The organism is Thermodesulfovibrio sp. 3907-1M, from assembly GCF_040450955.1.
GTDB lineage: Bacteria > Nitrospirota > Thermodesulfovibrionia > Thermodesulfovibrionales > Thermodesulfovibrionaceae > Thermodesulfovibrio > Thermodesulfovibrio autotrophicus.
Window position 1 is genome coordinate 1116485 of the sequence record NZ_CP144373.1, and the last position, 21949, is coordinate 1138433.

24 protein-coding genes are annotated in these 21949 nt (G+C 36.5%); 7 read left to right on the top strand and 17 right to left on the bottom strand.

Translation table 11 applies throughout. The annotated features are described in order from the left end of the window. Positions 1-226: 226 nt before the first annotated feature. From V4D30_RS05775 to V4D30_RS05785, 3 genes are read right to left on the bottom strand one after another with little or no spacing between them, the layout of a single operon-like run. Positions 227-928 carry a polyprenol monophosphomannose synthase gene (locus V4D30_RS05775; protein WP_353683372.1) on the bottom strand — a complete coding sequence of 234 codons (702 nt, stop codon included), beginning with the start codon at positions 926-928 and terminating at the stop codon, positions 227-229. After that, the gene (locus V4D30_RS05780) at positions 913-2097 is read right to left on the bottom strand and encodes an oligosaccharide flippase family protein (RefSeq protein WP_353683373.1); all 1185 of its coding nucleotides are present in this window, start codon (positions 2095-2097) and stop codon (positions 913-915) included. Before V4D30_RS05780 ends, V4D30_RS05775 begins: the two co-directional genes overlap by 16 nt. 24 nt (positions 2098-2121) lie before the next feature. Continuing rightward, positions 2122-2847: a class I SAM-dependent methyltransferase gene (locus V4D30_RS05785; RefSeq protein WP_353683374.1), complete on the bottom strand. Its 726-nt coding sequence runs from the start codon at positions 2845-2847 to the stop codon at positions 2122-2124. 124 nt (positions 2848-2971) lie between these two features. Between V4D30_RS05785 and V4D30_RS05790 the strand changes: the two genes are divergently transcribed. Beyond that, on the top strand, positions 2972-3580 hold the full coding sequence (locus tag V4D30_RS05790) for an NUDIX domain-containing protein (protein ID WP_353683375.1): 609 nt from the start codon (positions 2972-2974) through the stop codon (positions 3578-3580). Here V4D30_RS05790 and ndk read toward each other — a convergent pair. The 6 genes from ndk to V4D30_RS05820 all read right to left on the bottom strand — a co-directional run bounded on the left by ndk (position 3560) and on the right by V4D30_RS05820 (position 8415). Next, on the bottom strand, positions 3560-3973 hold the full coding sequence (gene ndk / locus V4D30_RS05795) for a nucleoside-diphosphate kinase (protein ID WP_353683376.1): 414 nt from the start codon (positions 3971-3973) through the stop codon (positions 3560-3562). The two genes, V4D30_RS05790 and ndk, sit on opposite strands and share 21 nt — an antisense overlap. Continuing rightward, positions 3973-4911 (bottom strand): malate dehydrogenase, encoded by a 939-nt coding sequence (gene mdh / locus V4D30_RS05800; protein WP_353683377.1) that lies wholly within the window; start codon positions 4909-4911, stop codon positions 3973-3975. Before mdh ends, ndk begins: the two co-directional genes overlap by 1 nt. Further along, positions 4908-5825, bottom strand: a complete 918-nt coding sequence (gene fabD / locus V4D30_RS05805) for an ACP S-malonyltransferase (RefSeq protein WP_353683378.1) — start codon at positions 5823-5825, stop codon at positions 4908-4910. The genes mdh and fabD overlap by 4 nt, the downstream gene beginning before the upstream one ends. Beyond that, a complete protein-coding gene (locus V4D30_RS05810; RefSeq protein WP_353683379.1) occupies positions 5822-7003 on the bottom strand; it encodes an electron transfer flavoprotein subunit alpha in 1182 nt (393 codons plus the stop codon). Before V4D30_RS05810 ends, fabD begins: the two co-directional genes overlap by 4 nt. Then, the gene (locus V4D30_RS05815; RefSeq protein WP_353683380.1) at positions 6994-7776 is read right to left on the bottom strand and encodes an electron transfer flavoprotein subunit beta/FixA family protein; all 783 of its coding nucleotides are present in this window, start codon (positions 7774-7776) and stop codon (positions 6994-6996) included. Before V4D30_RS05815 ends, V4D30_RS05810 begins: the two co-directional genes overlap by 10 nt. An 87-nt stretch (positions 7777-7863) precedes the next feature. Next, positions 7864-8415 (bottom strand): DUF996 domain-containing protein, encoded by a 552-nt coding sequence (locus V4D30_RS05820; protein ID WP_353683381.1) that lies wholly within the window; start codon positions 8413-8415, stop codon positions 7864-7866. Positions 8416-8845: 430 nt separating this feature from the next. On the opposite strand from V4D30_RS05820, the gene V4D30_RS05825 reads away from it, so the two are divergent. From V4D30_RS05825 to V4D30_RS05840, 4 genes are read left to right on the top strand one after another with little or no spacing between them, the layout of a single operon-like run. Further along, a complete protein-coding gene (locus V4D30_RS05825; protein ID WP_353683382.1) occupies positions 8846-10543 on the top strand; it encodes an AarF/ABC1/UbiB kinase family protein in 1698 nt (565 codons plus the stop codon). Between the two features lie 48 nt (positions 10544-10591). Continuing rightward, positions 10592-11263 (top strand): lytic transglycosylase domain-containing protein, encoded by a 672-nt coding sequence (locus tag V4D30_RS05830; protein WP_353683383.1) that lies wholly within the window; start codon positions 10592-10594, stop codon positions 11261-11263. After that, complete coding sequence (gene nadA / locus V4D30_RS05835) at positions 11248-12159, top strand: quinolinate synthase NadA (protein ID WP_353683384.1); 912 nt, start codon at positions 11248-11250, stop codon at positions 12157-12159. The genes V4D30_RS05830 and nadA overlap by 16 nt, the downstream gene beginning before the upstream one ends. Continuing rightward, complete coding sequence (locus V4D30_RS05840) at positions 12159-13211, top strand: SAM-dependent methyltransferase (RefSeq protein WP_353683385.1); 1053 nt, start codon at positions 12159-12161, stop codon at positions 13209-13211. Before nadA ends, V4D30_RS05840 begins: the two co-directional genes overlap by 1 nt. On the opposite strand, the gene V4D30_RS05845 is transcribed toward V4D30_RS05840, so the two are convergent. The 8 genes from V4D30_RS05845 to trpE are packed head-to-tail and all read right to left on the bottom strand — an operon-like array spanning position 13191 to position 20264. Then, complete coding sequence (locus tag V4D30_RS05845) at positions 13191-14351, bottom strand: acyl-CoA dehydrogenase family protein (protein WP_353683386.1); 1161 nt, start codon at positions 14349-14351, stop codon at positions 13191-13193. The two genes, V4D30_RS05840 and V4D30_RS05845, sit on opposite strands and share 21 nt — an antisense overlap. A 12-nt stretch (positions 14352-14363) precedes the next feature. Next, the gene (locus V4D30_RS05850) at positions 14364-15671 is read right to left on the bottom strand and encodes a TldD/PmbA family protein (RefSeq protein WP_353683387.1); all 1308 of its coding nucleotides are present in this window, start codon (positions 15669-15671) and stop codon (positions 14364-14366) included. After that, positions 15634-16014, bottom strand: coding sequence for a 6-carboxytetrahydropterin synthase QueD (gene queD / locus V4D30_RS05855; protein WP_353683388.1), 381 nt, complete (start codon positions 16012-16014; stop codon positions 15634-15636). The genes V4D30_RS05850 and queD overlap by 38 nt, the downstream gene beginning before the upstream one ends. After that, complete coding sequence (gene hpt / locus V4D30_RS05860) at positions 16014-16538, bottom strand: hypoxanthine phosphoribosyltransferase (protein ID WP_353683389.1); 525 nt, start codon at positions 16536-16538, stop codon at positions 16014-16016. The genes queD and hpt overlap by 1 nt, the downstream gene beginning before the upstream one ends. A gap of 54 nt (positions 16539-16592) precedes the next feature. Further along, positions 16593-17204 (bottom strand): hypothetical protein, encoded by a 612-nt coding sequence (locus V4D30_RS05865; protein WP_353683390.1) that lies wholly within the window; start codon positions 17202-17204, stop codon positions 16593-16595. A 2-nt stretch (positions 17205-17206) separates the two neighbouring features. After that, positions 17207-18217, bottom strand: a complete 1011-nt coding sequence (trpD, locus tag V4D30_RS05870; protein ID WP_353683391.1) for an anthranilate phosphoribosyltransferase — start codon at positions 18215-18217, stop codon at positions 17207-17209. Continuing rightward, on the bottom strand, positions 18214-18777 hold the full coding sequence (locus tag V4D30_RS05875; protein WP_353683392.1) for an aminodeoxychorismate/anthranilate synthase component II: 564 nt from the start codon (positions 18775-18777) through the stop codon (positions 18214-18216). Before V4D30_RS05875 ends, trpD begins: the two co-directional genes overlap by 4 nt. Next, complete coding sequence (gene trpE, locus V4D30_RS05880) at positions 18774-20264, bottom strand: anthranilate synthase component I (protein ID WP_353683393.1); 1491 nt, start codon at positions 20262-20264, stop codon at positions 18774-18776. Before trpE ends, V4D30_RS05875 begins: the two co-directional genes overlap by 4 nt. A gap of 502 nt (positions 20265-20766) precedes the next feature. Between trpE and V4D30_RS05885 the strand changes: the two genes are divergently transcribed. Continuing rightward, on the top strand, positions 20767-21054 hold the full coding sequence (locus V4D30_RS05885) for a GYD domain-containing protein (RefSeq protein ID WP_353683394.1): 288 nt from the start codon (positions 20767-20769) through the stop codon (positions 21052-21054). 1 nt (position 21055) lies between these two features. Further along, complete coding sequence (locus V4D30_RS05890) at positions 21056-21949, top strand: KaiC domain-containing protein (RefSeq protein ID WP_353683395.1); 894 nt, start codon at positions 21056-21058, stop codon at positions 21947-21949.

Here is a 21949-nt window from a genome sequence, read left to right on the forward strand (position 1 = left end):
CCTTTCCTTATCAACAATCTCAAAATCTCCATAGTCCACATCTGTTCTTCTACCAAGAAGGGTTTTAAAATATTCAACATATTTACTGTGTTAAAATCTCCCCTTACCCTTGAGCCAAAAGCCACAACAGCTTTAAGCCTGTAAGAAAATGTACTCTTTAATGTTTCTGTAACTCTTTTCAGTGAGCTTTTTTCGTATTCAAGCATGATTGAATTATAACACTTTTTTATTTACCAAATCTCAATCTCCACACCATGATTGCTGCTTCTCTGACAATCTTTTTACTCATCTTTGAGGAACCACTGTTTCTCTCATAAAAAATTATGGGGATTTCGGCAATTTTAAATCCCAGTTTATAGGCTCTATAAACCATCTCTATCTGAAAGGCATAGCCATTTGATTTTATACTGTCAAGGTTTATAGCTTCAAGCACTCTCCTCTGGTAACAGCGATATCCGCTTGTTACATCGGTGAGAAATCTGAGTCCCAGTATTGTTGTAGCATACTTATTGGCAAATTTTGAAAGTAGCAACCTCCGAAAATCCCATCCAACAACACTTATTGTGCCACGAGTGTATCTTGAGCCAATTACAAGGTCATATCCTTCATTGCATTTTTCTATGAATTTTGGAATATCATTAGGGTCATGAGATAGGTCTGCATCCATTTCAAATATACAGTCATAATGCCTGTTTAAAGCCCACTTAAAGCCTGTTACATAGGCTGTTCCAAGCCCGAGTTTTGTAGGTCTCTGTATTAAGTTCACTCTTTTAGACTCCTTCATCCACTTTTTTATTTTTTCCGCTGTATTATCATTAGATGCATCGTCAATAAAAAGAAGGTCCACTTCATGCTCAAGCAGTCTTGGAATTATTTTTTCTACATTTTCCGCTTCATTGTACGTTGGCAGAATTACAAGGATATGCATTTTAACTCCTTTTTAAAACTCAAAAAATATAATAAAACAAAAAAGGCATTTATGCAAAAAATGTAGGCTAAATAATCAGAAATGCTTCTCAAGGGAAAAATAAGAAATCCTGCGTAAAATAGAAAAAGATGCGCATAAATCATGCAAAAATATCGCTCTAAGGCTACTGCCATACTGATAAAAACTATGTTAAAAAGAAGAGGCAGTAAAGCAAGAAGGTAAAGGGGGAGAAATTTTAAAGCTGATTCAAACTTCGCTCCAAAAAGCAGTAAAAATAAGGGTTTGCCAATTAAAAGACAGGCTATTTGAGCCATTACTTCAGATAGAACTACTATTGCTAACAGATGAAATACCAGTTTTCTAAAAGATGCTGAATCTTTTGCCTCTACAAATTTCGGGAAATAAACACTAAGGATTGTTAAAATAAACCATACAAGCACTTTTCCAACAATTGATACTGCCGAGTAAATTCCTGCAGCATGCTCATCAAGTATTCTTTTTATAAATATGTTATCTGCATAAACAAAAAAACCAATAGGAGAAGCATAAAGAGCTACAGTTAACATTTTCTTTATATTTAGTTGTGCTCTTTTGGCTTTAAAATTTCCATTGATTATAAGAAGAATTATTAATACAGCAAATGCTCCAATAGCTGTAGAAAAAAGGACTCCACCCACTTTTAATCCTGCATAAATTGCTACTAATGCTGCAATCAATCTAACTGTTAGCTCTATTGCTGTAGAAAAGGCAAAGAGAGGGAATTTACCAGTTGCCTGAAGAAAGCTTCTTTCCACAGCGACCAAAGACATTCCAAGCCATGCCAGTGCAACTATAAAGAAGTAGTAGTATTCAGTTACATGTAAAAATTCTCTAAGATAAGATGATAAAGCACAGACTGTAAGAGCAAATACTGCCCCAATCATGAGTCCCGTTAATCTTAAGGAGCTTAAAAAATTAAATCTACTTTGATAGTTTTCAATTATAGTTTTAATGCTTACAGTTCCAAGAAGCACTGTAATATTTCCCACTGTTAACATAAAAGAATACAAAACCATAAACTCTCCGTAAACAGCGGGACCAAGACTTTGGCTTACAGCAGAATGAAAAACATATCCAAGAATATTCACATAAACAAAGGCAAGCGTGACAGAAGATATGTCTTTAAACATAAATTAATAATGAATTTTTAACTTTCAAGGTTTCTTCAGAATACAATAAATACTTTTTCTAAAAAATACTTCATACATTACTATGAAGCATTCTGAACCAAAAATCAGGCTTAAAATAGGCGCAAATGGAATAAGAAGAAAATACTCCACTGGTCTAAAGTGACCAATTTTTACTACTTTAAACCCTGATATCTCAGCAAGAGCTTTTAAACTTTTCTTTGTCCAGGGTCTTACATGGGTTGGATCAGAGAAAAAATTGAATCTACCTGGTAAAAAAACTGAAGTGTAATTTTCAGTAACACAGTAGAAATACCCTTCCTTTTTTAAAACTCTATTAGTTTCAAGGAAAAATTGCTGAGGATTTTGTAAATGCTCTAATACAAATGTAGAAATAACTGTATCAAAATATTCATCTTCAAAGGGAAGTTTTTGCTCTTCTATATCAACTTCATAAAATTTAACAAAAGAAGGCAGATTCTTGTTTTTTTCTAAATCCACTCCGTAAAGCTCAGCATCAGAGTTCATATATTCTCTTATAAATTTTAAGGTTTCTGCCTCACCACATCCAATATCTAAAATTTTCTTTGCAGATTTAATATTAGGAATTAGCTTCAGATTAACGATTCTGACTTTTATTCCATGATAAAACTTTTGAATTCTGTTGAATTTTATTTTGCTTTTAAGAAAGCTTTCAACTACTCTGTGTTCACTTACAATATGATCCTGATACCCTTTGTGCTTTTTATTCATTTGTGTAGCAATATAGCAAATTCCATCAAATATTTGCAAATTTATTAAAAAATTGAGAGACAATATTGTAACCACATAAAAATTTATTGAAAAATATGCAAACAATGAGTAAAATATTTAAGCTATGATAAAAATAGGCGTAATGGAAGAGCTTCTTGAAATCGTTGATAAGGATGGTAGGATTATATCAATAGCTCCAAGAAGTCTTATTCACGGTAATCCATCCATGCTTCATAAAGTTGTTCATGTTCTGGTTTTTAATTCAAAGGGTGAGTTACTTCTTCAAAAAAGAGCATCTCATAAAGATGTTGCACCGGGTAAGTGGGATACTTCTGTTGGTGGCCACATAAAGCCTGGAGAAGATATTTTAACTGCAGCAAAAAGAGAAATGCTTGAAGAGCTTGGAGTTGTTCCTGAAAATCTTAGGTTTCTTTACACATATATTCATTCAAACGAATATGAGAGTGAGCTTGTTTATACTTACTGGACAGTTCATGAAGGACCTTTTGATTTCAATAAAAATGAAGTTGAAGAGGTTGCCTTCTGGAGTATAGAAAACATACAGAAATCCTTATTTTTTGATTTTTTCAGTGATAATTTCAAACAAGAGTTTTTAAGATATCTTTCAATTTATGCGTTTATACCTTTCAGTTTTGCTTACTCTCTGCATGAATTAAATGGGTCTCCATATTTATCAGGAGACCCGAATTTCTTAAAGAATTTCTATCGCTGAGAAAAAATACGGAATTTCATAGGCTGCAGACTGAGGTGAATCAGAACCATGCACAGCATTTCTTTCAATGTTTTCAGCAAAATCTCTTCTTATTGTGCCTTCCTCTGCCTGAGCCGGATTTGTTGCTCCCATAATTTTTCTTGCCCTTGCTATTGCATCCTCACCCTCTAACACCATTACAACAATGGGACCTTCAGACATGAAGTCAGTAAGGGAATCATAAAATGGCCTGTCCTTGTGAACAATATAAAAGCCCTTTGCCTCATCCTTTGTCATCTTGATTTTTTTCAGGGCAGCAACCCTCAGCCCCTGCTTTTCAAATCTTGAAATTATCTCTCCAATGAGATTTTTCTTAACAGCATCTGGCTTAATTATGACAAGAGTTTTTTCCATTATATCTTTCCCTCCTCTTTGAGAATTCTTATCATGCTTCTTACTTCCTCTGTGGAGTTTGCAAAAGCTGTTCTTTCTTCCTCTGTAAGTTCAAGCTCAACTATTTTTTCCAATCCCTGTTTACCAAGCACAACAGGAACTCCATTAAATACATCCTTTGCACCATATTCACCATCAAGATAAACTGAGCATGGCAAAACTCTTTTTTCATCAAGAATTATCGCCTTTACCATCTCAAAGGTTGATTGAGCTGGAGCATAGTAGGCAGAGCCTGTTTTAAGAAGAGATACAATCTCAGCTCCACCTTCACGGGTTCTATGCACAAGGGCTTCAATTCTGTCCTGTGAAAGCCATTTTGAAAGAGGAATACCCTTTACAGTTGTAAATCTTACAAGCGGAACCATGTAAAGACCGTGTCCACCAAGAACAAGGGTTTCTATATCTTGTGGAGAGACTCCGAGTTCCATTGAGATGAATGTTTTAAACCTTGAGGAGTCAAGAATTCCTCCCATGCCAATAACCCTCTGTCTTTGCACACCTGAAATTGCAAGGGTTACATAAGCCATTACATCCATTGGATTTGTAACCACTATGTATATTGCCTGAGGACAGATTGGTGCAAGTTTATTTACAATTCCTCCAACAATTTCAGCGTTTGCCATGAGAAGGTCTTTTCTTCTCATCCCGGGTTTTCTTGCCAGTCCTGCTGTTATTACAACTATATCAGAGTCTGCAAGTTCATTAAGATTGTTTGTTCCTGTAATAGATGCCTTTATACCCAATACAGCAGTATTCTGGAGAATATCAAGAGCTTTGCCCTGAGGCATTCCTTCAACGATGTCATAGAGCACCACATCGCATAATCCACTGTTTACAGCAAATAAAGCAACAGTTGCACCTACATTTCCTGCTCCAACAACTCCGAGTTTTTTTCTCATTTTAACTCCTCCTTTTTAATGCTTGTTAAATCGTTCAAATTTTCTATGTTGTAAACTTTAACTGAAGGGTCAATTCTCTTTATGAGTCCGGAAAGAACTTTTCCAGGACCAATCTCTATGAATGTATCAACTGCCTTGGAAATCATGTATTTTACACAATCCTGCCATCTTACAGGACTGTATAACTGTTTTATTAAAGCATTCAGGATAGCTTCTGCATCCTGCACTGCCTCTGCATCCACATTGCTTACTATTGGAAATTTGGAATTTTTAAAATTGAAATTTTGCAAGTATTTTTCAAACTCCTGAGCCACCTCTCTCATAAGCATGCAATGAGATGGAATACTTACCTGAAGAGGAACAACCTTTTTTGCGCCCTTTTGTTTCGCAAGCTCAGAGGCTTTTTTGACTGCTTCAGCCTCTCCAGATATTACAATCTGTCCGGGACAGTTTAAATTTGCCAGATCAACATAAAAATCTGTAATGCTCTCACATATCTGTTTCAGCGTAATTGCGTCAAGCCCTAAAACAGCAGCCATTGCACCTTTGCCTTCTGGTTGAGCTTTTTGCATAAGCTCACCTCTTTTTCTTGTAATCTTCACAGCATCCTCAAAAGAGAAAACTCCTCCACAAACTGCTGCGGTGTATTCTCCAAGTGAATGTCCAGCCACAAAAACAGGTGATATTCCTGAAGCTAAAACCTCTCTCAGTAAGGCATAAGATACAGTAAGTATAGCTGGCTGAGTATTTTCTGTTTTATTTAAATCTGAGTCAGGTCCATCAAAACACAGCTTTGCAAGATCAAAACCAAGAACATCACTGGCTATTTCAAATAAATCCTTTGCAGTTTCAGATAAATCTTTACCCATGCCAACATATTGAGAACCCTGTCCGGGAAAAACAAAGGCTATCATTCAGAAACTCCTTCCTTAAGTTTTTTTATCATTAAAGGCACTATCTCTTTTACATCACCAACAATTCCATAGGTTGCCACATTAAATATGGGTGCATTGGCGTCTTTGTTAATTGCAACAATTATATCGCTGGATTGCATTCCCACAAGATGCTGCACTGCACCTGAAATTCCGCAGGCTATGTAAAGCTTTGGGCATACTGTTTTCCCTGTCTGTCCTACTTGATGAGCATAGGGAATCCATCCTTCGTCAACTGCTGCACGGGAAGCTCCAACTGTGCCACCTAAAAGAGAGGCAAGTTCCCAGAGCATTTTGAAGCCTTCAGGACCGCCAATTCCTCTACCACCTGAAACAATGACCTTTGCATCCTGAAGATTTACTTTGCAGAAAGATGTATCTTCAACCCTTTCAAGAACTTTAATCTTTCCTGTTGGCTCAAGAGGTTCAATCTTTATTATTTCACCTTTTTTATCTGGATTGTATTCACCTCTTTTCATTACTCTGGGTCTTACTGTAGCAATCTGGGGCCTGCTCGTTGGGGAGACAATTGTTGCCATAATATTTCCTCCAAAGGCAGGACGAATCTGAAGAAGATTGCCTGTTTCTTTGTCAATTTCAAGTCCTGTGCAATCTGCTGTTAAACCAACCCTTAGTCTGGCAGCTACTCTTGGGATAAAAGAGCGACCTATAGCAGTAGCACCGGCAAGCAGTATCGCTGGTTTGTGCTGATTTATCAGCTTTACAAGAGTTTTAGCGTATAATTCATCATCTAAGAAAGCATACTGAGGAGCATCAACGTAATAAACCTTGTCAGCTCCCCAGCGAATAAGCTCTTCTGTTTCTGGAGACTCTCCAAAGAGGACTGCAGAAAGCTCTGTTTGGAGCTCATCGGCAAGTTTTCTTCCAATTCCAAGCAGTTCATAGGCTACAGAGGCAATTCTGCCCTGTGATTGCTCTGCAAATATCCATACTCCTTTAAAATCTTCCTGCCTTATTTCTTCTCTTTGCCTTTCGTCAATTATTGCAGATTCTGGACATGACTCAACACATGCACCGCAAAGTGTGCAGGATTCTGTTATAACTGCTTTAAAACTTCTCAATTCAATTGCTCCAAAAGGACATACATTAACACATGTTCCGCATCCTGTGCATTTTTCTATGTTAATTCTTATAAGCATCCCAACCTCCTTAGTTCTTTAACAAGCGTGTTAACCTGCTCCTCAGGTGTGCCTTCAAGAATTCTTCTTTCTCCTCTTGGTGGAGGTGCAAATATGTTTTTAACCATTGTGGGAGAACCTTTAAGTCCTATCCTGTCTTGTTCTGCTTCAATGTCATCAGCATTCCACCTTGGAATTGATGCCTTTTTGGCTGCCATTTTACCTCTTATTGAAGGTGGGCGGGGATTATTTAATTCTTTTACCACTGTTATCAATGCTGGCAGCTTTATCCATATCTTTTCATAACAGTCATCCATAAGTCTTTCAACAATCATTTCTGAAGAGCCAATTTTATCAATTTTTCTTACATATGCAACATGAGGAATCTCAAGAAACTCAGCCATTTCAGGTCCTACCTGAGCAGTATCACCATCAATTGCCTGTTTTCCACAGATTATTAAATCAAAGCCAATTTTTCTTGCAGCCCGTGAAAGGGTATAGGCAGTTGCCCATGTGTCTGCTCCTGCGAATCGCCTGTCTGTAAGTAAGACCGCATCATCCACGCCCATTGATATAGCTTCCCTTAACACCTCTTCAGCCTGAGGTGGACCCATTGTAACAGCTGTAACTTTGCCCGATGTAGCCTCTTTAATCTGCAGGGCAGCTTCAATGGCGTGCAAATCATAGGGATTCATGATGCTTGGAACACCATCTCTTATAAGAGTGTTTGTTTTTGGATCAATTTTTACTTCTGTAACATCCGGAACCTGCTTAATGCAGACAATAATTCTCATTAGCTCCTCCAGCAAATTTTTTATAGAGAAAACTCTGCACAAGGCTTAAATTAAAATTATACTTTACAATTAAAACCTCTTTCAAATTTATGCCGTGTTTTTTTCTTCATGATGCTCTGGAAGACTGAAAAAAGCTATTGCAAGCAGTATCCATCCTACCAAGATTGCAATCGCGCCCAAACCAAAGACTATAACTCCAACAGCACCCCAGAACATGAAAGCACCTGCAAGCCTGAAAAGATTTATCTGGGTATAATGATGTAAAAGATTAAAACATTGGCGATAGAAATACATACCCACAATGCTTAAGGCATAAACAATAAGGAATATAAAAATCAACATGAAACCTGAAAATGGTAAGTTCATGCCATGGTAAGAATTACCCATCATCAGTGGTATCATTGAAAACATTCCAAAAATAATTCCTGTGAGTATTCCTGCTGTGCTAACTAAAAAACCGGTTAAAAACTTGTTAAAGATGTTCTTATCTGAAAAAGCCTGAGCCAGTTTATTCATCGCAATAAATAACAAAACAATACCTGCTATACTAAGTAGCCAGCCTATCCAGGGGACAAAACCAAAAATAATAAAAATAGACCCGAGACCTCCTAAAATTTTTTCATTACCTGCCTGTGCCATTTTTTTCCTCCTAAATAAATTTTTTATACATTATACACGATTTTTTGTTTTATATAAGATTGTCAGGATTAAGCTGAATTGAGTAGGTTTAGCGTTTTTGGGGTACATCTCTTAATGAGTTAAAAGTGGAGGAGATTCCTAGCTTGCGCTCGGAATGACACCTCTTTTCTGTCATTGCGAGCCCGACGGAGTCGGGCGTGGCAATCTCTATTACAAGGAGAAGATTCCTCACGGAGTTTACCCTGAGCGTAGCCGAAGGATTTGGAATGACACCTCGGGTTATTATCCCGAAGCGAAGCCGAGGGATCTCTCTCCCAGTCCTTTTTTTGTCATTGCGAAGGGCTCAAAGCCAGAGACAATCTCTGCTGTTTAATTCAATTTCAGGAAAATCCTTTCAATGGCATCTGCTGTGTTATAATAGTTTCAATAAATGGATTTTTTAAGAATTAAAAAAACCTATTATTCAGCAAAAAGGTTTCAGGAAATAATCAATGTCTTTATAAAACATGGATTCGGTCAGATAGTTGATCAGATTCATCTCGGAAGATTCGTAGCTTTAAAGAAAAGAATAAAAAGTTTTGGAAGATGGCCCTATTATAAAGCCCCTACTGTTGCTGAAAGATTGAGAATTGCCTTTGAGGAGCTTGGTCCTACTTTTATAAAACTTGGACAACTTCTTTCATCACGACCAGACCTTATAAGCATTGCCTATGCAAAGGAATTTAAGAAACTTCAGGATAGGGTTCCTCCATTTGAAACAGAAAAAGTTTACGAAATCATTGAAAAAGAACTTGGAGTGAGCATTAAAAAAATTTTTGAAACTATTAATCCTGAGCCTCTTGGTTCTGCCTCAATTGCTCAGGTTCATGAAGCAGTGTTAAAAGATGGTAAAGAGGTCATTGTAAAGGTGCGACGGCCGGGTATAAAACAACAGATTATGCTTGACCTTACAATACTTCACAGTCTTGCTAAACTTATTGAAAAACATGTTCCTGAAAGTAAAATTTTTGATCCTGTTGGAATTGTTGAACAGTTTTCGCGATCTATTACAAAAGAGCTTGATTTCAAAAGAGAAGCATCCAGTGCAATAGTTTTCAGGGAAAATTTTAAAGATGACCCAAAGGTTTATATTCCCTATGTCTTCAGAGAGTTGACCACTGAAAAAATTCTTGTTATGGAAAAAGTTAATGGAATCAGAATAGATGAGGTAGAATTACTTCAAGCAAAAGGATTTGACATTGAAACGCTTTTAAATACCTTAATTGAGATGTATTTTAAGCAGATTTTTGATTATGGCTTTTTCCACGGTGACCCACATCCTGGTAATATTCTTGTAATGGATAACTCCCGTATAGCGCTCGTTGATTTTGGGATAGTTGAAAGAATTGATGAAGAATTCAAAGAAGCTTATGCAAATGTAGCACTGGCAATAATAAATCAGAACACTGACAGATTAATAACAGAGTATCTAAAACTTGGTATTATTCCTGAGGAGATTGATAAAGAAAAACTCAAAAAAGAACTCAAGGAAGATATAGAAGAAATACTTTTCCCAATTTATACTTACAGAATTGAGGAGATTAAAATATCAGAACTTATTGAAGCAATCATGAAAGTAGCATTAAAGCACAGACTGAGATTTCTTCCTGAACTACTATTGATTGACAAAGTTTTAATAATGCTTGAAGGATTAACAAGACAGCTTTGTCCAAAAATATCTATTATTGAACTACTGAAGCCCTATGCAAAAAAAATCATATCTAAGAGACTGCATCCTGATTTCTATCTGAACAAAACTCTTAAAGCATTGAATGAATTTAAAGAAGCTGCTCTGAATATCCCTTTTCAGCTTAAAACACTTCTCAAGAAGGCTGTTAAGGATGAGATAACTGTTCGCATGTATCATGTTAATCTTCCTGAATTTATCAAAGATATTGATAAAGCAAGCAATAAGATTGCCTTTGCTCTTATTGTAAGTGCCATGATACTTAGTTCAGCAATAATGCACGCCGCTGAAGTAAAACCTTTAATATATGGAATCTCTCTTTTTGGGCTTATTACAGGAGTATTTGCCTTTTTTCTTGGTTTGTGGCTGATTATATCAATAATCAGATCGGGAAAGTTGTAATGCAGGAAGTTGTTTTGCTGTTAGAAGAATTTTTTGATATAATTTAACATGTTTATAGTTCTGCAAATAGTGGCATTTTTAATATTTTTAACCTGTAATGCCTTTGCTGATAGAATTTGTGTTAAGATAATTGACGGTGAAAAGGTATACACAAATATATGTGAGAAAAAAATATCTTTGAAAAAATCATACAAACCTCAAAAATTCTCTTCATCAAACAATGTTTCATCAATATCAAAACAGGAGCTTGAAAAGATTGTTGAGGAAAGATCCATATTTTACGGAATAGACCCCAAGTTAATAAAAGAGATGATAAGGGAGGAAAGCGGTTGGAATCCTAATGCAGTTTCACCAAAGGGTGCAATGGGAGTAATGCAGCTTATGCCAGGCACAGCAGTTCTTATGGGAGTAAAAGATCCCTTTGATCCCGTGCAAAATATAGATGGTGGAATAAGATATATGAAATATCTCCTTGAAAAATTTAATGGCAACTTTCAACTTGCACTTGCTGCTTATAATGCCGGACCTAGTCTTGTTGAGGCTCTTGGAAGAATTCCCAATATTGCAGAAACACAGAACTATGTAAGAAAAATCTCTTTGAGATACTCTGGAAGTTCTTCACACTATAAAATTAAAAAACCAATTAAAGCTGTTGTGCTTTCCGACGGAACTGTTATATACACAAACAGGGAGGATCTCTACATATGGACAACGCAATAGTAGAAGAAATAAAAAGGCTAAAAAAACAGAGGAATGCCATAATTCTTGCCCATAATTATCAGCGGGAAGAGATACAGGATATTGCCGATTTTGTTGGAGATTCTCTTGAATTAAGCAGACAGGCAGCTCAGGTTCAATGTGATGTTATTGTTTTCTGCGGAGTTCATTTTATGGCTGAAACTGCTGCAATACTTAATCCTGACAAAACAGTTCTGCTTCCTGAAATTGAGGCTGGATGTCCTATGGCAGATACGGTAAATGTCAAAGAACTCAAAGAATGGATAAGAAAATATCCTTCATCACCTGTTGTTTCCTATGTTAACACCACTGCTGAAGTTAAAGCATTAAGTTACGCATGCTGCACCTCTGCCAATGCTCCTCAGATTGTAAAAGCAGTTCCCTTTGACTCAATTATCTTTGTTCCTGATAAAAACCTGGCAGACTGGGTAAAGAAACAGGTTCCATATAAGGAAATTATTGCATGGAATGGATTCTGTCCAACTCATCAAATGATAAAAAAGGAAGATGTCATTCAGGCTAAAAAGGCTCATCAAGATGCTCTGGTAGTTGTTCATCCTGAATGTCGTCCTGAAGTTATTGAGCTTGCTGATCATGTTGCCTCTACGAGTGGAATGGTAAGGTTTGCAAAGGCATCTCAGGCTAAGGAATTTATAATTGGCACAGAAGTTGGACTTCTTTACAGACTGAAAAAAGAAAATCCTGATAAAAAATTTTATCCTCTTAAAAGCACAATGATATGCCCAAATATGAAACTCACAACCCTTGAGAGCGTTCTTGCAGCACTAAAAGAAAACAGGTATGTAATTAAAGTTCCTGAAGATATAAGAATAAAAGCCTATGAAGCAGTTCAGAGAATGTTCACTCTTATGTCTTGATGCTTAAAGAAATAATAATTGAGAAAATAAAAAAACATGGGCCAATTCCTTTTGATGAATTCATGGAAATGGCTCTTTATTATCCAGATGTCGGCTATTATACCAGGGCTGATATAAAAATTGGAAAAGAGGGAGACTTTTTTACAGCATCCCATCTTGGTTCAGTATTCGGCTTTTTATTGAGTAAAGACGTAGAAAACATTTATCAAAAACTTAATTGTCCTCAGGATTTTACAGTGACTGAATTAGGTCCTGGAATGGGATATCTTGCTAAGGACATTCTTGATGAAGTCTCTATTCCTCTGAAATACAATCTCGTAGAAATAAATCCGTCATTAAGAGATTTACAGCAACAAAATCTTAAACAACACTTTGATAAAACTCACTGGGTTAACTCAATTGATGATTTAGACCCATTTACTGGAGTATTTATATGTAACGAAGTTTTCGATGCTTTACCTGTAAGAGTTTTTGAGATAGATGAATCAAAAGAGGTTATGGAGGTTTATGTAGATTTTAAAGATGATGAATTCATTGAAACTCTTTTGCCTTGCAGGAAAGATACTCTACAGTATATTAAAGAGTTTGCTCCAGGGGTTTTGAAAATAAAAGGATATCGCTCTGAAGTAAATTTAAAAATGAAATCTCTCATTGATGCTCTGAGTAAAAAACTGCAAAAAGGCTATCTCCTGATCTTTGATTACGGATACAACTCTCAGGAATACTATCATCCAGACAGGAAAGGAACATTGCTATGCTATCATAAGCATACAATTAACGAAAATCCCTATATAAACATCGGAAGGCAAGACATAACAGCTCATGTAAATTTTACTGCATTAAAAAAATGGGCAGAAGAGGCAGGATTTAATTGTGAAGGATATTTTTCCCAGAGTAAATATCTTATTTCCCTATGTAATGAAGCGGTTTTAAAGGAGATTTATCAAAAAAATTTAATACAGCTTTTTAAAAGAGTTGTGCTCCCCCAGGGAATGGGGGAGTCACATAAAGTAATAATTTTATCAAAAAATTTAGATTCCCATTTTCGTTAACTCTTTTATGATTGCCTGTCCTATAACATTTCTCTGAATCTGATTTGTTCCTTCATATATCTGAAGAATTTTTGCATCGCGCATCATCTTTTCAACAGGATAGTCCTTCATATATCCTGAGCCACCCATAACCTGAACAGCATCAACTGTCACTTTCATAGCCACATCAGTTGCGAAAGTCTTTGCCATTGCAGAGGCTTTTGTAATATCCTTTGCTCCGCTGTCAATGTATCTTGCCACAGAGTAAACAAGAGCTCTTGCAGCTTCAATCTGAATTGCCATATCTGCCAGCATGTGCTGGACTGCCTGAAAACTTATAACAGGCTGACCGAACTGTATTCTCTGCTTAGCAAACTTTGCAGCTTCTTCAAAAGCACCCTGAGCAACACCAACTCCCTGTGCGCCCACACCAACTCGGCTCTGATCAAGTGTTTTCATAGCAACAATAAATCCCATACCTTCTCTACCGAGCATATTTTCTTTCGGGACTCTGCAATCCTCAAATATCAACTCTCTTGTTGCTGATGCTCTTATTCCCATTTTATTTTCTTTTTTCCCAAAGCTAAATCCCGGAGTTCCTTTTTCAACTATAAATGCTGATGCACCTCTTGGACCTTTAGCTTTATCTGTAAGAGCAATAACTGTATAGATTTCTGCCTCTCCACCGTTAGTTATCCACTGTTTTCTACCATTTAGAATGTAGTAATCTCCATCCCTTGTCGCAGTTGTCTGAATTCCTCCTGCATCGCTTCCAGCATTTGGTTCTGTCAGTGCAAAAGCAACAAGGCGCTTGCCATCTGCTATATCTGGTAAATATTTCTTCTTTTGTTCTTCAGTTCCAAAAAGAAGAATTGGATAAGTTCCAAGAGCATTTGCAGCATAGGTAGTTGAAACTCCAAGACAGACACGGGATAGTTCTTCCACTACAAGACAGAGCTCAAGAGCTCCTGTTCCCAATCCTCCGTATTCAGCTGGAATAAATACCCTGAACATATCAGCCTGAGCTAAAATCTTCATAATCTCCCATGGAAATTCACCAGTTTCATCAAGCTCTGCTCTTACAGGTTTAACATGCTCCTCTGCAATTTGCCTTGCCAGGTCTTTTATCATTCTTTGTTCTTCAGTTAAAAAATAATCCACCGCTGACCTCCTTTAACCGGATATATCTGCACCCTCAACAAGGAGGGTTGGAGAACCGATGTTTCCAAAGAAATTCAAATCATCTCCTGCTGCTTTAATGTTTTTAAAAAGCTCCTGAACATTACCGGAATATACTGCTTCCTTTACAGGGTGTTTTAACTCTCCATTTTCTACGTAAATTCCAGAAATACCAACGGAAAAATCTCCACTAACAGGATTTGCTGTGTGCATGCCCATAACTTCTACAATATAGATGCCTCTGTCAACCTGTTTTATTAAATTCTCTACACGAGTTCCTGCTGTTTCAATATAAAGATTCGTTGGACCTACTGATACTCCTCTTTCTGTTCTCACAGCATTGCCAGTAGATGTGGTTCCTGCACGCTGTGCTGTATATGTATTGTGCAAGAGTGATACTAAAACACCATTTTTCACAAGAAATTTTTCTGTAGTTGGAGAGCCTTCACCATCAAAGGGTGTAGAACCAAATCTTTCAGGAAGCAATCCGTTGTCAATAATATTAAGTTTTTCATTTATAACCATCTGTCCGAGTTTTTCTGTGAATAAAGACCTACCCATTTGATAGTTTTCTGCAGAAAGAGAATGACTTATAAGTTCAAGAAATTCGGAAGCAACAAAGGGATCTAAAACTGCAAAACCATTAAAAGATTTAATTTTTTTTGGATTAAGAAGCATCAAAGCTTTTTCTCCTGCTTCCTTTGCAACTTCTTCAAACTTAATGTTTTTTAAAAATCTCTCTGCCCTGTAAGCCCAGCCCATCTGTGAGTCATGCTCCTCAGCAATGGCAATTATATGTGCTGTAACAGTGGTAAAAGGCTCATAAACAGACAGTCCTTTTGAATTTATTATGCCCTTTTCCTCTATCGTAATATTTATCTCTGCGTTTCTGAGTTTTTTAATTCTTCTGTTAAAAAAAGCAGATTTTTGCATATCTATCAGTATCTGAGGCAGGTTTTCTCTTATGGTTATTAATTCTTCGTCAAAGACTTTTATTTTCTTTATTTGTTGTGGTTCTGGAAGATTTAAGAATTCGTCCGGTTCAGATATTCTGGCAATTTCAGTTGCCTGCTGCATTGCCTCTGGAATTTTATCCAATGTAGCGCAACTTGACATTCCAGCTTTTTTATCTTTTATTACTCTTATTGAGAAAAGCTCTTTTATGGCATTCTTTTTTTTATCAATATCTAAATCCTTGCCTTCCACTGAATAAATCTTTCTTCTTAAAAAATAAACTTCCCAATCAGCATGAATGTGAGGAATTTTATTTAAAATTGCATTCAATATATGTTGCTGAAGCATGATCGGACTCCCATACAGTAACACTGTAGAGTTTTACAGGAAGTGTGTTTAATTTGTCTTTCAAAGACATGTATATCCATCTTGCTATATTTTCACTTGAAGGATTTATCTCAGTAAATGGAGGAATCTGATTTATAAAAGAATGGTCAAGCCTTGAGATTACCTCTTCAGTAACTCCTTTTAATTCTTTAAAATCAATGGCAATGCCGATTTCATTAAGATTTTCAGCAATTACTTCTACTTCAACCTTCCAGTTGTGCCCGTGAATATTCTCACATTTTCCTTTATAGCCTCTTAACTGATGAGCAGCATCAAATTCTGTGATGATTTTTAGCTTATACATTATTTAACTGCTTTCTTAAATACTGTTATGTAAGGAAGATTTCTGAACATCTCTTGATAATCAAGCCCGTAACCCACAATGAATTTATTGGGAACTTTAAAGCCAATGTAGTCCACAGCAACATCAACAACTCTTCTTTCTGTTTTATCAAGCAAAACGCATATTTTTAAGGAAGATGGATTCTTTGAAAGAATTTTTTCTCTTATGGTTTTTAAAGAAATTCCCGTATCAATAATATCATCAACAAGAAGTATATCTTTGCCCTGAATCTCCTCTCTTGGAAAATAATGGATTTTTACTTCACCGGAGGATTTATCTTTAATATAACTTGATGCAATAATGAAATCCACCTTAAGAGGTGTTTGAATATATCTTATCAAATCTGAAAAAAACATGAATGAGCCTTTTAAAATACCTATTACAACCAAGTCTTTATTGGCATAGTCTAAGGATATTTTATAGGCGAGTTCCTTAACTTTTTTTTGAATCTGCTCTTCTGTAATAAGCGGCGTTCCTATAAACATAGTTAGACATTATAACAAAAAATAAAAGTTTTATTCTTCTTTTTTGTCACCTGTTTATTGAGATAGGAACTTATCTCGTAAATACCTGAGAATCTCATCATATGCAGAGGGAACAACAATGAAGATTTCTATATCCTTTGGAAGTGAAAGTTTAATCCTGTCCTGATCTCTTAATATCAAAACTGCTGATTCTCCTTCCTGAAGTTTATCTGAAATTTTATTGCTTATTTCTTTTATTCGCCTCTCAGTTACTTGATTAAAATAATCAAAAACTTTCTGGATCACAGCATTGGTTTTAACAACTCTCAGGCAATTCCCCCAATCAATAAACTCTCCAAATATTTCAGGATCTTCAATCCCTATAACAGTAGCTCCTTCAGAAACTTTTTTCTCTATGAATGGATAAAGATAAGGATTTGTCTCTCTTATGACATCAACTGCTTCCTGTCCTTCAATGAATATTGTTTCCACAAATATCTTGGTAACAAAGCCTAATTTTTCAAGCTTTTCAACATGAAAACCTGCTTCCTGCCAGTATCTCTCAATTAAATTTTTAAGTTTTTCATCTTCCTCATCAACAACAAAAATATTGGGAACGCAAAAAAGTCTTTTTTTGCCTTTGAATTCATCTACGCTGAGTCTCTGTATTTTACCTAATTCAACCATGTTTAACTTGGATTAGAAAACTTTTTAAATTCCTCAAATTTTCTGTAAGCCCTGCCGCTGTAAATTGATTCTCTGGCTATCTCAACTCCTTCTTTAAAATCTGATGCCAGACTGCTCAGCTGAAGTGCTCCAGAAGCATTAATTAAAACCATATCCAGACATGTAGATTTTTCACCTTTAAGAATACTCAAAAATATTTCTGCGCTTTGTTTTTTATTTCTAATCTTTATGTCCTGAAGGGATGCTCTTTTAAAGCCTGCATCTTCAGGAGAAATCATGGTTGATTTTACTTCTCCGTTTTTAGCTCTTACAATGTATGTCTTCTCTGTTACTGTTATCTCATCAAGCCCGTCATTGCTATGGACAACCATTACATCCTCGGAGCCAAGTTTTTGTAAAACCCTTGCAATTGTTTCCATGTATTGCCTTGAAAAAACACCTAAAAGCTGACGCTTAACCTGTGCAGGATTAAGCATCGGACCAAGAATATTAAACATCGTCCTTATTTTAAGCTCTTTTCTTACCGGAGCAACTCTCTTCATTGCAGGATGATAAAGAGGAGCAAAAAGAACAGTAATTCCACACTCAAAAAGACATCTCTCAGCAGTCTCAGGAGGCATATTAACTTTTACACCAAGCTCCTCAAGAACGTCAATGCTCCCACACTGGCTTGAAGCAGAGCGATTGCCATGCTTTGCAACAGGAATACCAGCTGCAGCAACAACAAAGCTTGTTACAGTAGAAACATTGAATGTTCCTGAATGGTCTCCACCTGTTCCAACAATATCAATAGCATTCTCAGGAGCTTTAATCTTTATTGCATATTCTCTAAAAAGCTTTACTGCTTCAAGAATTTCTTCTTCTGTCTCACCTTTTATAGAAAGCCCCATAAGAAAAGCTGCAATCTGAGCCTCTGATGCCTTACCTTCAATAATTTCAATAAAGCTTTCTCTTAAAAGTTCAGGCTCCAGATTTTCTTTTTTGCTTAATTTAACTATTGCCTCAGATATCATAGTGTTAAGAAGTTCTTTAATAAATCCTTTCCAACTTTTGTAAGAATACTTTCAGGATGAAACTGAACACCCTCAATTATGTATTCTTTATGCCTTATACCCATAATTATACCATTTGAGGTCCATGCTGTGATAGCAAGACAGTCTGGTAAACTCTCCTTATCAATAATGAGTGAATGATATCTCGTTGCCTCAAATGGATTGGGAAGACCTTTAAAAATCGTTTTCCCATCATGATAAATGAGAGAGGTCTTACCATGCATTATCTCTGCAGAGCGAACTATTTTTGCACCAAAGGCTGCACCAATTGCCTGATGACCAAGACATACTCCAAGAATTGGTATTTTACCTGCAAAATGCCTTATTACATCACATGAAACTCCAGCTTCTTTCGGAGTACAAGGACCTGGCGATATTATTATTTTTTCAGGATTAAGCTCTTCAATTTCTTCTATGGTGATCTGATCATTCCTGTAAACGACAATATCTGGATTGATTTCTCCAATGTATTGATAAAGATTGTATGTAAATGAGTCATAGTTGTCAATTAAAAGAATCATTTCTGCTCCTTAAACTCCAAAAAACTCACTGCTTTAAGCATGGCAGTTGCCTTATTAACTGTTTCAGTATACTCCTTTTCAGGAACTGAATCTGCCACGATACCAGCACCTGCCTGAACGAATACTTTTTTATCCTTAATCACAAGCATTCTTATGCCTATGCACATATCCATATTTCCACTAAAACCAAAATAGCCAACTGCTCCAGCATAGGGACCTCTTCGGGTTGGCTCAAGCTCTTCAATAATCTGCATTGCTCTTATCTTCGGTGCTCCTGTTACGGTTCCTGCAGGGAAACAGGACATAAAAACATCAAAAATATCAAGCCCTCCTCTGAGCCTGCCTTCAACATTGCTCACAATATGCATAACATGACTGTATCTTTCAATTGTCATAAGCTCTGTAACCATAACACTGCCTATTTCTGCAACCCTGCCAACATCGTTTCTTCCAAGATCAACAAGCATAATATGTTCAGCCTTTTCTTTTTCATCACTGAGAAGCTCTTTTTCAAGAGATAGATCTTCCTCTTCAGTTCTTCCTCTCGGACGGGTTCCTGCAATGGGTCTTAAAGTAATCTTTTCATCTTCCACTCTTACAAGGATTTCAGGAGATGAGCCAACAAGATATCCTTCCTCTGTATCAATATAAAACATGTATGGTGAAGGATTTATTATTCGTAAAGCCCTGTAAATGTCAAAGGGATGAACCTCTGAACAGGTTTCAAATCTTTGAGAGATAACAACCTGAACAACATCACCTGAAAGAACATAATCTCTTGCTTTTTTTACAGCATTGATAAAATCTTCCTTTTTAAAGTTTGAAGTAAATCCGAGTAATGGTTCTTTAAACTGGTTTTCTGAAACATATAAATAGGACCTGAATCTTTCATCCTTATGATTTTTCAGCTCTCTTATTATTGTGTCTATTTTATCCTGAGCTTTTTCGTAAGCCTCTGAAGCAACTTCAGAATTAAGGAAAGCATTGTAGACGATTTTTATTGACTGTTTGAGATTATCAAAGATTAAAAGGGTTTCTGGAATCATGAGAAATATATCAGGCATATCAAGATCGGAGCGAGCAAGGTCTGGAACTTTTTCAAAAAGTTTTACAGTATCATAAGATATGTAGCCGACCATGCCTCCGAAAAATCTTGGAAGTGAGGGTTCTATGTATGCTTTAAATTTTCTGAAAAAATCTTTTAAAAAATCAAAGGGATTTACATTCTCAAAGCGGGCTTGGTTTGAACCTTCCAGAGCTATGCTTCTTCCATTTGATTTTATTATAAAAGCAGGATCAAATCCAATAAAAGAATACCTTCCCCATTTCTCACCTCCCACAACACTTTCAAGGAGGAAAGAGGGTTTTTTATTGAGTTTTAAAAAAGCACCCACGGGAGTATCAAGATCAGCAATTATCTCCCTGTAAATGGGAATAACATTGTAGTGTTCGGCTAAAGAAAGAAACTCCTCACGCCCGAGATTCATAGAGATAGTTTAAATAATCAACTTCAAAAAAGGCAAACTAAGCAACCAATTTTGCTGATAAAATGATAAAACTACCGTTTCACTGGTCATTGTGAGCAACCGTAGGATAAGTGACAGAATCACGGGTGTTTTTGCATTAGGAAGAAAACTCCTCGCCTTCGGCTCGGAATTGTCACCCAATCTCTTAGAATGACAGAAAGAGAAGTTCTGGATGACAGTAAGAGAGGCTCGCAATGACAGATTCGGATAGCGGATGAGATTGCCACGCCCGACTCCGTCGGGCTCGCAATGACAGAAAAAAGGTGTCATTCCGAGCTTTTTCCTTTGTCATTCAGAGCATTAGCGAGGAATCTCCTTCCGCTTTTTCTGTATTGAAAGATTCAGAGATTCCTCAGGGCATTGAGCACCTCGGAAAGCGAAAAACAGCTTTTCCCATTCGCAATTTAGTTATAAAAAATTTGCAAAAAAATTGGTATAATTTAAAAAAAGCAGGAGGTGTATTATGCCTTACTATGTTATTTTAAGCACTCTTACAGATGAAGGAAGGGAGACATTAAAGGAAAGACCTGAAAGAATTATTGAAGTCAACAAAGAGATTGAGAGGATGGGAGTAAAGATAGTTGCACAGTATGCTGTTCTTGGTCCTTATGATTTTGTAAACATCGTAGAAGCTCCGGATAACATCACTGTGATGAAGATGTCTGTTGAACTTGGTTCAAGAGGCACAGTTCAACTTATGACAATGCCTGCTATTGCTGTGGAGGAGTTGATTCAAAATTTAAAAGCGTAAGATGAAAAAGGAGACTGAAATTACAGAAACATTAAAAGAACAGAAAGAATATCCTGAGCCTGTTAAAAAGGCTATATTTACTGCCAGACAGGCACTTGAAAAAGCTCCAGAAATACAAGGAGTCTCAACAGGAATTGAAGGGCTTGATGAGCTTTTTTATATAGTTGCTTCAAAGGATGGCAGGCTTATTAATCAGCCTCTTGGAGGAATTCCAGCCTACTCTGTCTTTAATATCACAGGAGTTTCGGACACAGGAAAATCATTAATGGTTGAACAGTTTGCTGTAGAACAGGCAAGAAAGGGATATAAAGTAGCCTTTATAACCGTTGAGGCTCCTGCTAACTTTCTTGTTGCAGGGCTTAAACTCAGAGCACAGGCAATGGGTTATAATTTTGAGAAATTTGAAGACAACATAATTTTGATTGATGCTGCTTCCTATGGAAGCTTAAGAGAGAATATTCCAGAACTTCTTTCCACACTCGTCTATGTAATTCAGAACTATAAAGTTAAATTTACAGTAATTGATTCTGTTACAGGGCTTTTTGAAAACAAAGAAATGCTTGCAAGAGTTGTGGTAAGACAGATCTTCAATTTTCTAAAAAAATGGTATCAAACAGCACTTCTTGTATCACAAAAAAGAAGCGGACATGAAGAACTCACTGCAGAAGCTGCCGGAGGATATGCTGTGGGACACATTGTTGATGGAACAATGGTTTTGGCTAAAGAACTGGTTGATTCTGCATACAAAGTGAAACTTTATAAAAAAGAGATTGGTGATATCGTGAGACTTTTCAGAATTGATGGTTGCAGACTTTCAGGGCATGATACAAAAACGCATTTTCTTGAAATAACAGAAACAGGACTTGTAAAAATCCTTGAACCTATTGGGAGGTAA

Excerpts from the sequence above, each read along its gene's own strand:
- V4D30_RS05775 (WP_353683372.1), bottom strand. The coding sequence starts at position 928 with ATGCATATCCTTGTAATTCTGCCAACGTACAATGAAGCGGAAAATGTA.
- V4D30_RS05780 (WP_353683373.1), bottom strand. The coding sequence starts at position 2,097 with ATGTTTAAAGACATATCTTCTGTCACGCTTGCCTTTGTTTATGTGAAT.
- V4D30_RS05785 (WP_353683374.1), bottom strand. The coding sequence starts at position 2,847 with ATGAATAAAAAGCACAAAGGGTATCAGGATCATATTGTAAGTGAACAC.
- V4D30_RS05790 (WP_353683375.1), top strand. The coding sequence starts at position 2,972 with ATGATAAAAATAGGCGTAATGGAAGAGCTTCTTGAAATCGTTGATAAG.
- ndk (WP_353683376.1), bottom strand. The coding sequence starts at position 3,973 with ATGGAAAAAACTCTTGTCATAATTAAGCCAGATGCTGTTAAGAAAAAT.
- mdh (WP_353683377.1), bottom strand. The coding sequence starts at position 4,911 with ATGAGAAAAAAACTCGGAGTTGTTGGAGCAGGAAATGTAGGTGCAACT.
- fabD (WP_353683378.1), bottom strand. The coding sequence starts at position 5,825 with ATGATAGCCTTTGTTTTTCCCGGACAGGGTTCTCAATATGTTGGCATG.
- V4D30_RS05810 (WP_353683379.1), bottom strand. The coding sequence starts at position 7,003 with ATGCTTATAAGAATTAACATAGAAAAATGCACAGGATGCGGAACATGT.
- V4D30_RS05815 (WP_353683380.1), bottom strand. The coding sequence starts at position 7,776 with ATGAGAATTATTGTCTGCATTAAGCAGGTTCCGGATGTTACAGAAGTA.
- V4D30_RS05820 (WP_353683381.1), bottom strand. The coding sequence starts at position 8,415 with ATGGCACAGGCAGGTAATGAAAAAATTTTAGGAGGTCTCGGGTCTATT.
- V4D30_RS05825 (WP_353683382.1), top strand. The coding sequence starts at position 8,846 with ATGGATTTTTTAAGAATTAAAAAAACCTATTATTCAGCAAAAAGGTTT.
- V4D30_RS05830 (WP_353683383.1), top strand. The coding sequence starts at position 10,592 with ATGTTTATAGTTCTGCAAATAGTGGCATTTTTAATATTTTTAACCTGT.
- nadA (WP_353683384.1), top strand. The coding sequence starts at position 11,248 with ATGGACAACGCAATAGTAGAAGAAATAAAAAGGCTAAAAAAACAGAGG.
- V4D30_RS05840 (WP_353683385.1), top strand. The coding sequence starts at position 12,159 with ATGCTTAAAGAAATAATAATTGAGAAAATAAAAAAACATGGGCCAATT.
- V4D30_RS05850 (WP_353683387.1), bottom strand. The coding sequence starts at position 15,671 with ATGCTTCAGCAACATATATTGAATGCAATTTTAAATAAAATTCCTCAC.
- queD (WP_353683388.1), bottom strand. The coding sequence starts at position 16,014 with ATGTATAAGCTAAAAATCATCACAGAATTTGATGCTGCTCATCAGTTA.
- hpt (WP_353683389.1), bottom strand. The coding sequence starts at position 16,538 with ATGTTTATAGGAACGCCGCTTATTACAGAAGAGCAGATTCAAAAAAAA.
- V4D30_RS05865 (WP_353683390.1), bottom strand. The coding sequence starts at position 17,204 with ATGGTTGAATTAGGTAAAATACAGAGACTCAGCGTAGATGAATTCAAA.
- trpD (WP_353683391.1), bottom strand. The coding sequence starts at position 18,217 with ATGATATCTGAGGCAATAGTTAAATTAAGCAAAAAAGAAAATCTGGAG.
- V4D30_RS05875 (WP_353683392.1), bottom strand. The coding sequence starts at position 18,777 with ATGATTCTTTTAATTGACAACTATGACTCATTTACATACAATCTTTAT.
- trpE (WP_353683393.1), bottom strand. The coding sequence starts at position 20,264 with ATGAATCTCGGGCGTGAGGAGTTTCTTTCTTTAGCCGAACACTACAAT.
- V4D30_RS05885 (WP_353683394.1), top strand. The coding sequence starts at position 20,767 with ATGCCTTACTATGTTATTTTAAGCACTCTTACAGATGAAGGAAGGGAG.
- V4D30_RS05890 (WP_353683395.1), top strand. The coding sequence starts at position 21,056 with ATGAAAAAGGAGACTGAAATTACAGAAACATTAAAAGAACAGAAAGAA.